Source organism: Acinetobacter rudis (genome assembly GCF_000829675.1).
GTDB classification, from domain to species: domain Bacteria; phylum Pseudomonadota; class Gammaproteobacteria; order Pseudomonadales; family Moraxellaceae; genus Acinetobacter; species Acinetobacter rudis.
The window spans coordinates 1-12,669 of record NZ_BBRX01000025.1 but is presented as its reverse complement, the minus strand read 5'-3'; the positions used below and the strand labels follow the sequence as shown (position 1 = coordinate 12,669).

At 40.1% G+C, this 12,669-nt stretch carries 13 protein-coding genes; 5 read left to right on the top strand and 8 right to left on the bottom strand.

Annotation, left to right across the window (positions count from 1 at the left end; translation table 11 throughout):
- Positions 1-11: 11 nt before the first annotated feature.
- Positions 12-788, top strand: coding sequence for an META and DUF4377 domain-containing protein (locus Aru01_RS07110; protein WP_016655283.1), 777 nt, complete (start codon positions 12-14; stop codon positions 786-788).
- Between the two features lie 68 nt (positions 789-856).
- Here the strand turns inward: Aru01_RS07110 and gdhA are convergent, their stop codons facing one another.
- The gene (gene gdhA / locus Aru01_RS07105) at positions 857-2,242 is read right to left on the bottom strand and encodes an NADP-specific glutamate dehydrogenase (protein WP_016655282.1); all 1,386 of its coding nucleotides are present in this window, start codon (positions 2,240-2,242) and stop codon (positions 857-859) included.
- A 315-nt stretch (positions 2,243-2,557) separates the two neighbouring features.
- On the opposite strand from gdhA, the gene Aru01_RS07100 reads away from it, so the two are divergent.
- Positions 2,558-3,343 carry an RnfABCDGE type electron transport complex subunit B gene (locus tag Aru01_RS07100; RefSeq protein WP_016655281.1) on the top strand — a complete coding sequence of 262 codons (786 nt, stop codon included), beginning with the start codon at positions 2,558-2,560 and terminating at the stop codon, positions 3,341-3,343.
- Positions 3,344-3,345: 2 nt separating this feature from the next.
- Complete coding sequence (nth, locus tag Aru01_RS07095) at positions 3,346-4,041, top strand: endonuclease III (RefSeq protein WP_016655280.1); 696 nt, start codon at positions 3,346-3,348, stop codon at positions 4,039-4,041.
- An 8-nt stretch (positions 4,042-4,049) separates the two neighbouring features.
- Here nth and Aru01_RS07090 read toward each other — a convergent pair whose 3' ends face one another.
- The 4 genes from Aru01_RS07090 to Aru01_RS07075 form a co-directional block, all read right to left on the bottom strand.
- Positions 4,050-4,235: a hypothetical protein gene (locus tag Aru01_RS07090; RefSeq protein ID WP_016655279.1), complete on the bottom strand. Its 186-nt coding sequence runs from the start codon at positions 4,233-4,235 to the stop codon at positions 4,050-4,052.
- 107 nt (positions 4,236-4,342) lie between these two features.
- Positions 4,343-4,999 carry an adenylate kinase gene (adk, locus tag Aru01_RS07085; protein ID WP_016655278.1) on the bottom strand — a complete coding sequence of 219 codons (657 nt, stop codon included), beginning with the start codon at positions 4,997-4,999 and terminating at the stop codon, positions 4,343-4,345.
- 88 nt (positions 5,000-5,087) lie between these two features.
- Complete coding sequence (locus tag Aru01_RS07080) at positions 5,088-6,404, bottom strand: DUF445 domain-containing protein (RefSeq protein WP_016655277.1); 1,317 nt, start codon at positions 6,402-6,404, stop codon at positions 5,088-5,090.
- A gap of 57 nt (positions 6,405-6,461) precedes the next feature.
- Positions 6,462-6,980, bottom strand: a complete 519-nt coding sequence (locus Aru01_RS07075) for a hypothetical protein (protein ID WP_016655276.1) — start codon at positions 6,978-6,980, stop codon at positions 6,462-6,464.
- 231 nt (positions 6,981-7,211) lie between these two features.
- Here Aru01_RS07075 and mrdA point away from each other — a divergent pair, with 231 nt between their 5' ends.
- Positions 7,212-9,221 carry a penicillin-binding protein 2 gene (mrdA, locus tag Aru01_RS07070; RefSeq protein ID WP_016655275.1) on the top strand — a complete coding sequence of 670 codons (2,010 nt, stop codon included), beginning with the start codon at positions 7,212-7,214 and terminating at the stop codon, positions 9,219-9,221.
- On the top strand, positions 9,199-9,774 hold the full coding sequence (gene rsmD, locus Aru01_RS07065) for a 16S rRNA (guanine(966)-N(2))-methyltransferase RsmD (RefSeq protein WP_016655274.1): 576 nt from the start codon (positions 9,199-9,201) through the stop codon (positions 9,772-9,774). Before mrdA ends, rsmD begins: the two co-directional genes overlap by 23 nt.
- A gap of 23 nt (positions 9,775-9,797) precedes the next feature.
- On the opposite strand, the gene Aru01_RS07060 is transcribed toward rsmD, so the two are convergent.
- The 3 genes from Aru01_RS07060 to sucC form a co-directional block, all read right to left on the bottom strand.
- Positions 9,798-10,220 carry a hypothetical protein gene (locus tag Aru01_RS07060; protein WP_228128725.1) on the bottom strand — a complete coding sequence of 141 codons (423 nt, stop codon included), beginning with the start codon at positions 10,218-10,220 and terminating at the stop codon, positions 9,798-9,800.
- Between the two features lie 168 nt (positions 10,221-10,388).
- On the bottom strand, positions 10,389-11,279 hold the full coding sequence (sucD, locus tag Aru01_RS07055; protein ID WP_016655272.1) for a succinate--CoA ligase subunit alpha: 891 nt from the start codon (positions 11,277-11,279) through the stop codon (positions 10,389-10,391).
- Between the two features lie 10 nt (positions 11,280-11,289).
- Complete coding sequence (gene sucC / locus Aru01_RS07050) at positions 11,290-12,456, bottom strand: ADP-forming succinate--CoA ligase subunit beta (protein WP_016655271.1); 1,167 nt, start codon at positions 12,454-12,456, stop codon at positions 11,290-11,292.
- Between the last annotated feature and the right edge of the window lie 213 nt (positions 12,457-12,669).

Genomic DNA, 12,669 nt, shown 5'->3' with positions numbered 1-12,669 from the left:
ATTGTTTTGAAATGAAAATTAAATACTTAGCCTTAGCTTTAATTCCTTTTGCTTTAGCAGCTTGCCAGAGCACAACTACTCAACAAATTAAGGATGTAGTAAGTAACGTGGTAACACAACAAAATGCTGCTCAAATTCTACCAAATTATAATTGGAGCTACCAACCAGCTGGTACGAACCACCCTGTCACTCTGAGCTTTTTACAAAAAGACCAGCTTCTAAGCATCGATACCGGCTGTAATATGCAAGGTACTAGTTGGAAAATTGAAAATAACCAACTTGTTACAGGTAACGTTGCTTCAACAATGAAGGCTTGTGAACCTGCACTGATGAAGCAAGAACAACAAACTGGAAAAATCTTCAACCAAGCTAAAATTCCTTTTAACATCACTTGGAATAACGAAGAACAACCTGTGTTAAATCTAACCACCGCTACTGGTGAAAAAATCAGCTTAATCGGTGAAATGACTGATGAAGCAAAATACCAATCAGCTGGTGAAATCATCTTCCTTGAAGTTGCACCTGAAACACGTTCTTGTGTAGGTGTAGGTCCACAAACTTGTTTACAAGTTCGTGAAATTAAATACGATGCTAACGGCCTAAAAACTCATGCTGATAAAGAGTGGAGCAACTTCTACAGCAGCATCAAAGGCTTTGAACATAAAGCGAACCAACGCAATGTATTACGTGTAAAACGCTTTGAAATCAAAAATCCAGCAGCTGACCAATCTAAGTACGCTTATGTACTCGATATGGTTGTTGAAAGCGAGCAAGTAAAAGCGAAATAAGCCTTTACGTTAAGCGCAAAAAAGCCGATGCAAATGCATCGGCTTTCTTTATATGGGTGTATTAAAACTTAAAACACACCTTGAGCAAGCATAGCATCAGCGACTTTAACGAAGCCTGCAATGTTCGCACCATCAACATAGTTGATTGTACCGTCTTCTTGAGTACCAAACTTCACACAGTTACGGTGAATCTCTTTCATGATCGCATGTAAACGCTCATCAACTTCTTCAAACGTCCAGCCTAGACGAATCGCATTTTGAGACATTTCAAGACCAGAAGTTGCCACACCACCAGCATTTGAAGCTTTACCTGGTGCATACAAAATTTTAGCTTCAATAAATTTCTCTACTGCTGCCAAAGTAGATGGCATATTCGCACCTTCTGCTACACACATTGTGCCGTTAGCAAGAAGTTTTTCAGCATCATCACCATCAAGCTCGTTTTGTGTTGCACATGGAAGTGCGATATCACACTGAATACCCCAAGGACGTTGACCGTCTAAGTACTCAAAACCATGTTTAGCAGCAAACTCAGAAATACGACCACGTTGAATGTTTTTCAGTTCCATTACTTCAAGCAATAACGCGTCGGTTAAGCCATCTTTCATGTACACTGTGCCATTTGAGTCAGATAAAGATACAACTTTAGCACCCAAGAACATTGCTTTTTCAGCAGCAAATTGTGCAACGTTACCTGAACCTGAAATAGCAACTACTTTATCTTTAAAAGTTTCACCACGAGTTTTCAGCATCTCTTCTGCAAAATATACAGTACCAAAACCAGTTGCTTCAGGACGCGCTAAAGAGCCACCAAATGACATTCCTTTACCCGTAAATACACAAGCTGTGTCATTACTGAGTTTCTTCATCATACCAGCCATGTAGCCAACTTCACGACCACCGACACCGATATCACCAGCAGGAATATCTGTATTTGCACCAAGATGGCGATAAAGTTCAACCATCAAAGCTTGGCAAAAACGCATAATTTCGCCTTCTGACTTACCTTTAGGGTTAAAGTCAGAACCACCTTTACCACCGCCCATTGGCAATGAAGTTAAGGCATTTTTGAAAGTTTGTTCAAAACCTAAGAACTTCAAAATGGATAAGTTAACTGATGGGTGGAAACGCATTCCGCCCTTAAATGGTCCAATCGCTGAGTTGTATTGAATACGAAAAGCGCGGTTAACTTGAGTATTTCCTTGATCATCTAACCATGAAACGCGAAATTGAATCGCGCGCTCAGGCTCAACCAAACGCTCCAGCAAACCGTATTTTGCATATTGCGGGTTTTTTTCAATGAATGGCCATAGGCTAGTCATTACTTCTTCAACCGCTTGCAAAAATTCAGGTTGATTAGGATCTCTCGCTTTCACGTAGTTTAAGAAATCATTCAAGCTTGTATATTTCAACGCTTTATCCTCAGCAGAATGTGACAAAATATTGCCACTCATTACAATTGTGTTTCGTTTTAGCGAAAATCATTAAATATGTTTTACAAATAATCTACAATAGCTTTCCCAAATAATTTTTAAATAACCATGAATTTCAACATGCTAAATAACAATAAAATTTGTCTATTTAGTCAATTTTCCGATTTCAGTGTGATTTTTTGAGCTACACAAAATCAACATAGCATAGATATTATACGAAACTTGAGCAAGCACTATCATACAGCACATCCCCTAAACTCAGCATTTCGTGCTAGACTGTTTTGGTTTTAATGCACTGTTTTTCCAACCAATTGCCCTTGCTCTGATCTGTTTTACATGAATTTAAATATTACCCTCACTCAACAAGTCGATGCTGTTTTACCACAAACACAATGCGGCCTATGTGGTCATCGCGATGGCTGTTTGCCCTATGCCCAAGCAATTGTGGAAGGTGAAGATGCCAATAAATGCATTCCTGGGGGACAACCTGTTGCAGATCAACTTGCTGAAATTCTCAATAGGCCGATCTTAGTTGCAGAACAAAGTGTTTGGCCGATACAAGCAGATGGTCGCCCACAACGCATGAAAGCTGTCATTCGTGAGGATGAGTGCATCGGCTGTACCAAGTGCATAAGTGCTTGTCCTGTCGATGCTATTATTGGTAGTGGCAAACTCATGCACAGCATCCTGACTGATCTGTGTACTGGCTGTGAACTCTGTATCCCCCCTTGTCCAGTTGACTGTATCGATCTGGTAGAAGATCACTCAACACTTCTGACGGAACAACAGCGCCTAGTCGAACAGGATGAGTTACGTAATCGTTATTACGCACACATTCAACGCCAAGAAAAGCGTCAAAATACCCGTAAAGGTCCTATTGTACGTGCTGCAATTGAAAGTGAAGTCTTTAGCCAATTTGCAGATGTAGAAACACAAGACAACACTGTTGTTGCCAGCGCAGCAATTGCACCAGAACAAGATGCTAAACGTATTATTGAACTTGCTAAGATTCGTTCACAAATTAAGAAACTTGATAAACAATTATCTGTACGCCCAGAGCCTGCTAAGCAACAGCTTTTAGATGAACTCAAAGCAAAACTCACTGTGATTGAGGGAGCCTAATCATGGCAGTGAAAAATATGACCAAAAAGCAGATTCAAACATTTTTTGAACGCCTGCGAGAACAACGACCAAATCCTCAAACCGAGCTAAACTATTCAAGTCCCTTTGAATTACTCATTGCAGTGATGCTATCTGCACAAGCAACTGACCTGAGTGTAAATAAAGCAACTGATCGATTATTTCCAGTTGCTAATACACCTGAAGCAATTTATGCACTGGGCGTTGAAAATCTCAAACATTATATTAAAACCATCGGTCTTTATAACAGTAAGGCTGAAAATGTAATTAAGACTTGTCAAATTTTAATCAGTAAACACCAATCACAAGTTCCTGATAACCGAGTGGATTTAGAGGCTTTGCCGGGTGTTGGGCGTAAAACTGCCAATGTTGTCCTCAATACTGCCTTTGGCCAAGCAGCCATGGCTGTAGATACCCACATTTTTCGCCTAGGTAATCGTACAGGTCTTGCGGTGGGTAAAAACGTGCTTGAAGTTGAACAGCGTTTAATGAAAGTGATTCCTAAAGAATTTATACTTGATGCACATCACTGGTTAATTTTACATGGTCGTTATTGTTGTATTGCACGTAAACCTAAATGTGCTGAATGTATCGTATCTGACCAATGTAATTGGCCAGAACGTTTTGACTTCGGTGCCACAGTACCTACGGGCATTCGTCAAACAAAAAAATCAGTTTAATCACTGAATCATTTTTTGCGTTTTTTACTATTTTGACCCACGTGTTGCTGCGTAGATTTAAGCGCACGTGCTTGCTGTTTTTCAAGTTCAGTTTGTTTCTGTGCGGTACGCAGTAATTTAAAACTTAAAAAACTTAAATAGAGCACTACAGCACTACTTAATAATAACAAGACCACGATCATCATCTTAGACATGTGTAGTTTCCATATTGAAATCTGCATAAACATATAAAAAGAGCCCTAAAACAATAAGGGCTCTTTAATGATTGCAGATTTAAAATCAATCACAAGCAATATAATGATTATGCTTGATCTAAAATAGCAAATAACTCAGCTTGAACTACATCAATTGGACGTAAACCATCGAGTTTGTTGTACTGTGCAGAAACTTCTGACACACCAACACGACCTTGATAAAAACCGACAAGTTTTGCAGTATCGTTATGATAAGCCACTAAACGTTTACGGATAGTTTCTTCTTGATCATCTGGGCGTTGAACAAGGTCTTCACCAGTTTCATCATCTTTACCTTCCACTTTAGGTGGATTATAAACGATGTGATAAACACGACCAGAAGCTGGGTGTTGGCGACGACCAGATAAACGCTGAATAATCTCTTCATCAGGTACAGCAATTTCAATCACATTATTAATATGAATGCCTTCGCTTTCCAAAGCTTCAGCTTGTGGAATTGTACGAGGGAAACCATCTAAAATAAAACCGTTTGCGCAATCTGCATGTGCAATACGCTCTTTGACTAAGCCAATAATTAACTCATCAGAAACTAAACCACCTGATTCCATTACAGCTTTAGCCTTTAAACCCAATTCGGTACCTTCACGAATTGCAGCACGTAGCATATCACCGGTTGAAATTTGTGGGATATTGTAGCGCTTACAGATCAACTGAGCTTGCGTCCCTTTACCTGCTCCAGGTGGTCCTAGTAATATAATGCGCATATAAAAACATCCTCTTCTGTAACATAGTGTTTATGATACCTTTTATCCTAAGTTTGCGAGAAGCACAACCTACTTTAAAGGTACCTCATTATAAGAAAGCCACAAACAAATGAATTAAACCTGCTAAAAAGCCTGTTACCCCACCCAGTAAAATTAAAATCCATTCATCCTCACGAAATGCGGGACGAAGTAAATTTTGGAATTCAGCTGGCGTCAGCTCGCGGATTCGATCTTTAAACATTTGAAATATTTTCTGTGCACGGCTCGCATTAAACTCCGGGTCGCATACAGGCACCATCGTAATTTCAATTGAACGATCAATCAAGTCCGTCTTCAGTCTTGCATATTCACGTGGCCCTAAAGAAAGCTGTAAAGACGTACGAACTAATGGTGTTTCCATAATTTGGTTGATATGGCGTTTAATAATTCGACGTGTTTTATCTTTTTGCGGACCATACATCATTTCGCTCATGATTGACTTTAATGTAATCAAATCTTCAGTTACAACGCTAGCAAAAACATCTGACACTTCCTCTTGACGCTTCATGAAAGCACCTTGGATATTATAAGTACCTAGACGTGGAATCACAGGTTTAATCCATGGGAATTTATGTGATTTTGTTCGCTCAAAAAACTGTGGATAGCGCACATAATGAGGTTCTACAGGGTTAAACACCATCCAGATAGCAATCCAGTTTGTGAGGAAACCCCAAACAGCAGCCCAAAACGGTACGGTCCAATGCCATGGTACTAAAAACCATACCATCATCTGGAAGATACCAAAGATCATTCCAATCACCGCACTGATATGCCAAATGAAATTAATCTCTTTTTGCCCCACTTTAAGGAACATACGAACCATTAATCGACGGTCACCTTCCATTTGGCTCACGACCATATTACGCATGTCGACAAGTGACTCAACGTTCATGACCAGCTCAGTCACTAATTCTCGTAGCACTTTAGGTAATTGTTTTTGAGCCTGAGCATAAATCCGACGCTTAATCGAATAAGGTAAGTTTTCCCAAAGGACTGCATTGCGATCCATCATCACTTCATCGATCAAATGCTCAAGTTCGAAACCAACCTGCTCACCAATAATCCGTGCCATGTCATCTGGGTCCATTGCATCAAGGAACTCGCGCAATGATCCCAATTTTGAAAGCGTATTATCGGTAATAATACCTGAGATTCGACCTGCCTTTCTTGGGACAATGCCCTGCCAGCCAATAGGTAGAGGCCCTAGATGAAATCCCCAAAAATTAATTGGGTAAAACACCATTTTTAATGCCATCCAAACGTGTGCCCAAGTGACCACAGCAGTAACAGGTATAATACTTAAAACTGCAAGATGATCGGGTCGATTTAAAAAGGTTTGCCACAAATCACTGAGGTATTCAAACATGCATGACTCTCGTATTTAATTCTATTCGTAGTCAAATGAAGTATTAAACTGCATCATTTACAAACCAAGACTAAAAGTATAGGCAAACTGAATCACTGGCTTAGATTCAAAAACAGTTACATTGCCTTTAGTAACTTTTTGGCCAGCACCTAAACCAACACTCAGGGTACTTATTCGCTCTTTATTTAAAAACACATAAGAAAAGTCAGCCCCCGCCCCAAGTTGGGTTTCAGTCTTTTGAGCATAGCTTGTGCTTTTTAGATGCCCCATATATGCCCCCAGATAATACCCATTTTGCTCAGTACCTGTAAGTACTAAAGGATATCGAAATCCCACTTGGCCCCCAAATGCATGATCGTTGTTTAAAAAAGCACCTGCTTTAATATAAGCGATCCCATAAGGATTAACCCATTCCATATTTACATGCGCTAATTTCATCGTTAAACCAGCACCAGCGTTCCATGCTGAAGCAGCCTCTTGGGTTTTGAGTTTTGCTTGAAAAAACTCAGATTGAGTCGCTGCATGTGATTGAGTTATAGATATTCCTAAAAATATAAAGGGAAGGATTATTTTCATTCTACCATCCTAGTCTATCATTCTACTTCATCGAAGTTATGTGTTCCCTGCCAAGGACTTTAACAGAATTGATGATGGTCTTATATACAATAAGCCAGAAATTTGATGTCTAAAATGTCAAAACCCTTTTTAATTTACCTAGCTATTTTATTTTTTATTTTTTCACCTCAATCTAAGGTAAAATACAGTGTTTTGCGACTTTCCACCGTATAGAGCTAGCCGAATCCACCTATGAAGCATCAGTTTCCATTAAAAAATGTTCAACAAGAAAAACGTATTTTTCGTAGTCGCGTATTCTTTGCTATCGCCCTAGTTCTATTTAGTTTACTTATTCTTATTGCGCGTTATGCCTATCTTCAGATAGTACATTATGAAGAATTAAGTACAGCTTCAGACAAAAACCGTATTCGTTTACAACCTATTCCACCTGCACGTGGGTATATTTATGACCGTAATGGCATTTTATTGGCTGATAATTTTCCAGTATTTACTGCAACTTTAAGTAAATCAGATATTCTTGAACTTGATGATATTGATGAGATGATCACTCGTCTCACACCGATTTTACATTTGACAGAAGATGATATTCAGCGTTTTAAAAGTCGTATTAAAACAGCAAAAAAAACTGAACGAGTAACGCTTAAACTCAATTTAAATGAAATCGACATTGCTAAGTTTAGCGAAGTTAAATTTCAATTTCCCGGTGTAAATATTGAAACGCAAATGACGCGTTATTACCCTCATGGTGAATTGTTTGCCCATGTGATTGGCTATGTCGGGCGTATTAATGACAAAGAATTAAAAAGTATCGATAAAGAGGCTTATGCTGGAACCAACCTCATCGGTAAAATTGGTGTAGAAAAATCATATGAAGATTTACTACATGGTGTGCCCGGCTATGAATCAATTGAAGCCGATGCCCACGGCAACGTTTTACGTCATTTAGGTCGTAAAGAATCAACGCGTGGCAATGATCTCTATTTATCTTTAGATTATGGCTTACAACAGGTTGCTGCAGAGCAACTCAAAGATAAACGCGGTGCGATTGTTGCGATTGATCCCCGCACGGGTGAGCTTCTGGCACTGGTGTCTAGTCCAAGCTTTAACCCCAATTTGTTTGTAACAGGTATTGGTCACGAAGATTATAGTGCTCTACGTGATAACCTCGACCAACCACTTTATAACCGTGCTTTACAAGGCTCCTACCCACCTGGCTCAACCATTAAACCTATGGCAGCCTTAGCTGGTATCCACTACGGTACAACCGATTGGAATACCTCTATTTCTGATCCTGGATATTTTCACTTACCTGGCGACTCGCATAAATTCCGTGACTGGAAAAAAACGGGACATGGTGTCGTCAATATGCATAAATCAATAGTCGTTTCATGTGATACCTATTTTTATGTTCAAGCTTATCAGTTAGGTATCGAACGTTTAAATACTTGGATGCGTCAATTTGGTTTTGGTGAACAAACTGGAGTAGATTTACCTAACGAAAGTTCAGGTCTTTATCCAAACCCAGAGTGGAAAATGCGAACTCGTAAAGCCAAATGGCTTAAGGGTGAAACCATTTCCGTCAGTATTGGTCAGGGTGCTTTTATTGCAACCCCACTTCAACTGGCGATGGCCACAGCAATTACCGCCAATCATGGCGCCCATGTCACCCCTCATGTACTTCGTGCAACGCGTGGTGCTAAACCCCATGAAATTATTAATGCGCCTACAGGTCGTATCCAATTTAATGGGACTGATGATGACTGGGTAAAAATGCGTAATGCAATGGTTGATGTTATTGAGTCTGGTACTGGCCGGAGAATCAAAACGTCTAATTATCTCATTGCAGGTAAAACAGGTACAGCACAGGTAAAAAGTATTGCTCAAGGCAAGCGTTATAATGAGGCGCTACTCACTAATCGCCAACTTGACCATGGTTTATTCGTTGGCTTCGCCCCTGCTGATAATCCTGAAATCGCGATTGCTGTGGTTTGGGAAAATGGCCGACATGGTGGGTCTGCAGCAGGCCTAGCACGTCCAGTGCTTGACTATTGGATAATGCAACGTAAAAAGAATCCACTTTTACCTGCCAACCATCAAATCACGGGTGGTCTCATGACAGCAGGAATTAAACCTGAAGATGTTCAAGCAAATTTTGCAAGTGGTACAGCTGCTGCAGCAAAAGCAAAACCTACAGTACAACCAACGGTACAACCAGAAAATGACGAAACCATCAGTGAGTAAAAGTACAAATCAACTTCGTATTATTGGTGGCGAGTGGAAACGCCGCCAACTCCCCTTTGCAAGTATTGAAGGTCTACGTCCGACTCCAGATCGTATACGTGAAACCTTGTTTAACTGGTTAATGTGGGACATTCAACAGTCGCAAGTTTTAGATCTCTGTGCAGGCTCAGGTGCTTTAGGTTTTGAAGCACTTTCACGTGGTGCTGCACATGTCACAATGATTGAACCGAATAGCAGTCAATGTCAGTTTTTAAAGCAAAATATTAGCTTACTAAAAACAGAGCAATGTGAAGTCATGCACAGTACCGCTGAACAGGCCTTGACTCGACTGACCGATAATCAGTTTGATCTGGTCTTTTTAGATCCACCTTATAGCCTTGACCTCTGGTCCACACTTGCGAGCAATGTTGATCCAATGATTAAGAAACAAGGATTGATCTATGTTGAAGCGGATCGTGATCTGTCTCAGTTACAGCTGCCTGCTCACTGGAATTTGCTCAAACAAACAAAGGCTGGGGTTGTTCGTGCTGGGCTTTATCAAAAAGCAATATAAACTGGTGATCGGTCTCAGTCCATCTACCAAATATGCACCCAAAAAAATCGTATCAGTTGTCCACGATCGTAGGGAAAGGTTGAGAGATATTCATAACCAATTTTATTAAAATTGTTCAGTCTAAATTCTAAGCCATATCCAAATGAAATATATAAGCTGCCACTGAGTGATTCTAAATCTAGGTTACCAGACTTAAGCCGTGTATTCATTTCATTCATATCATAAGCGGTATAACTAAAGATACGGATTCGATCATTACGATAGACAGGGCTATTTAATACTGAATAGTCCTTTTCTTGGGTGTCATAGGCAATATCTAAAATATCTTCAGCAGCCTGCGTATTAAAATCAAAAATCACCCGTTTTGCGGAATCAGCCACATCAGCATATGTTGCACGGCAAATGGTTGTAGCCAGCAATATAGTGAGCAGTAATGTGATTTTCAAATAATACACAAAGGTTCTCGATTTAATTAGGGTAAAAAGCTTCAATTCCACTGACTGTATTTTTAAATTCAATTTTAATCAAGTAGATATCATTTAATTACTGAACGAATGTACCATAAAAAAGAAGCGCCCTACTGGCGCTTCTTTTCAATCAGTTCAGTTAATGACTTAAGCTAAACCTTTTTCTTTTAACACTTGCAGCATTGTCGAACCAAGTTCTGCCGGGCTACGTGTATATGCCATTCCAGCGCGCTCAAAGGCAGCAAATTTTTCTTCAGCAGTACCTTGACCACCAGAAATAATCGCACCAGCATGCCCCATACGTTTGCCTTTAGGTGCAGTTACACCAGCAATATAACCCACAACAGGTTTAGTCACATCAGATTGAATAAACTCTGCTGCCTCTTCCTCGGCTGTACCGCCGATCTCACCGATCATGATGATTGCGTCAGTATCTGGGTCTTCTTGGAATAGTTTCAATGCATCGATTTGGTTCATCCCTGGAATAGGGTCACCACCGATACCGATACATGTAGACTGACCTAAACCAAGCTTCGTTGTTTGAGCAACAGCTTCATAAGTCAATGTACCTGAACGTGAAATAATACCAATACGTCCTGGTTGATGAATATGTCCTGGCATAATACCAATTTTACATTCATTTGGCGTGATCACGCCTGGACAGTTAGGACCCACTAAACGTACATTATTACCATAAGTTTCAAGGTAGCGTTTAGCTTTTAGCATATCAATTGTTGGAACACCTTCAGTGATTACAACAATTAGACCAACACCAGAGTCAACCGCTTCAACAATTGAGTCTAAAACGAATGGAGCTGGAACATAGATCACAGAAGCATCCGCCTCTGTTTCACGCACAGCTTCTTTCATGGTGTTAAATACTGGCAAACCAATATGTGTTTGTCCACCTTTACCCGGTGTTACACCACCAACAACTTTGGTGCCATAAGCTAGCGCTTGCTCAGAGTGAAAAGTACCATTTTTACCCGTAAAGCCTTGAACCAAAACTTTAGTGTTTTTATTAATTAATACGCTCATGTGATACTCCTTACGCCTTTACTGCAGCAACAATTTTCTCTGCAGCATCAGCTAAGCCATTTGCAGAAAGTAATTTAAGACCCGATTCATCGAGTAACTTAGCACCTAGTTCAGCATTGTTCCCTTCTAAGCGAACAACTACTGGCACAGTGACATGTACTTCTTGAACCGCTGCAATAATTGCTTCAGCGATCATATCGCAACGAACGATCCCACCAAAAATATTGATGAGTACACCTTGTACTGAGGTATCAGCCAAGATGATTTTAAATGCTTCAATTACACGCTCTTTAGTCGCACCACCACCAACGTCAAGGAAGTTTGCTGGTTGACCACCATAGAGTTTAATAATATCCATAGTCGCCATAGCCAAGCCTGCACCATTGACCATACAACCGATGTTACCTTCTAATGCAACATAGTTAAGATCAAATTCAGAGGCTTTAAGCTCACGCTCGTTTTCTTGTGATTTGTCACGTAATGCCGCAACTTCAGGTAAACGATATAGTGCGTTTGAGTCGATACCTACTTTAGCATCTACACAAAGAATATCGCCGTTTTCACGAACTGAAAGTGGGTTGATTTCGAAAAGTGCAAAGTCATTTTCTACAAATGCTTGGTAAGCAGCAGACATGATTTTCACGAACTGGCTCACTTGCTTATCTTTTAGACCTAAAGCAAATGCAACTTCGCGTGCTTGGAATGGTTGTAGGCCGACTAAAGGATCGACTTCAACTTTAATAATTTTTTCAGGTGTTTCTTCTGCAACTTTTTCAATTTCCACACCACCTTCAGTAGATGCCATGAAAGTAATACGACGGCTTGAACGATCAACAACTGCACCTAAGTACAATTCACGTTCCACAGGATAAACATCTTCAGCCACGATGATGCTATTTACAGGCTGACCGGATGCGTCTGTTTGATAAGTGACTAAACGAGTGCCAATAATATTATTTGCAAACTCAATAACGTCTTCTTTTGATTTAGCAACTTTTACGCCACCAGCTTTACCACGACCACCAGCATGGACTTGAGCTTTCATGACTGCAAATTTGCCGCCTAATTGTTCAAAAGCTGCAACAGCCTCATCGGCATTTGTTGCAAGAATACCTTCTTGAACAGGCATTCCATACTTTTTTAACAGCGCTTTAGCTTGATATTCGTGTAAATTCATTTAATTACCTTCAACTACTTGTTACTTTGTTATGACCTACTCAATACTTAAACGTCCTTCGCAATAAGCATGAGCATTTATTTAATATGATTTATGTATATGGCAAAACAGTGACCACATAAAAGATGAGCGGCCTAGACCGCTCAACAATTTAATTACTTACGTTTACGTTGAATCGCATGAATGGCACGACCATCTACTGCAAGTGCAGCT

Bases quoted from the DNA above. Each gene is read 5' to 3' on its own strand.
- Aru01_RS07110 (WP_016655283.1), top strand. From the start codon at position 12: ATGAAAATTAAATACTTAGCCTTAGCTTTAATTCCTTTTGCTTTAGCA.
- gdhA (WP_016655282.1), bottom strand. From the start codon at position 2,242: ATGAGTGGCAATATTTTGTCACATTCTGCTGAGGATAAAGCGTTGAAA.
- Aru01_RS07100 (WP_016655281.1), top strand. From the start codon at position 2,558: ATGAATTTAAATATTACCCTCACTCAACAAGTCGATGCTGTTTTACCA.
- nth (WP_016655280.1), top strand. From the start codon at position 3,346: ATGGCAGTGAAAAATATGACCAAAAAGCAGATTCAAACATTTTTTGAA.
- Aru01_RS07090 (WP_016655279.1), bottom strand. From the start codon at position 4,235: ATGTCTAAGATGATGATCGTGGTCTTGTTATTATTAAGTAGTGCTGTA.
- adk (WP_016655278.1), bottom strand. From the start codon at position 4,999: ATGCGCATTATATTACTAGGACCACCTGGAGCAGGTAAAGGGACGCAA.
- Aru01_RS07080 (WP_016655277.1), bottom strand. From the start codon at position 6,404: ATGTTTGAATACCTCAGTGATTTGTGGCAAACCTTTTTAAATCGACCC.
- Aru01_RS07075 (WP_016655276.1), bottom strand. From the start codon at position 6,980: ATGAAAATAATCCTTCCCTTTATATTTTTAGGAATATCTATAACTCAA.
- mrdA (WP_016655275.1), top strand. From the start codon at position 7,212: ATGAAGCATCAGTTTCCATTAAAAAATGTTCAACAAGAAAAACGTATT.
- rsmD (WP_016655274.1), top strand. From the start codon at position 9,199: ATGACGAAACCATCAGTGAGTAAAAGTACAAATCAACTTCGTATTATT.
- sucD (WP_016655272.1), bottom strand. From the start codon at position 11,279: ATGAGCGTATTAATTAATAAAAACACTAAAGTTTTGGTTCAAGGCTTT.
- sucC (WP_016655271.1), bottom strand. From the start codon at position 12,456: ATGAATTTACACGAATATCAAGCTAAAGCGCTGTTAAAAAAGTATGGA.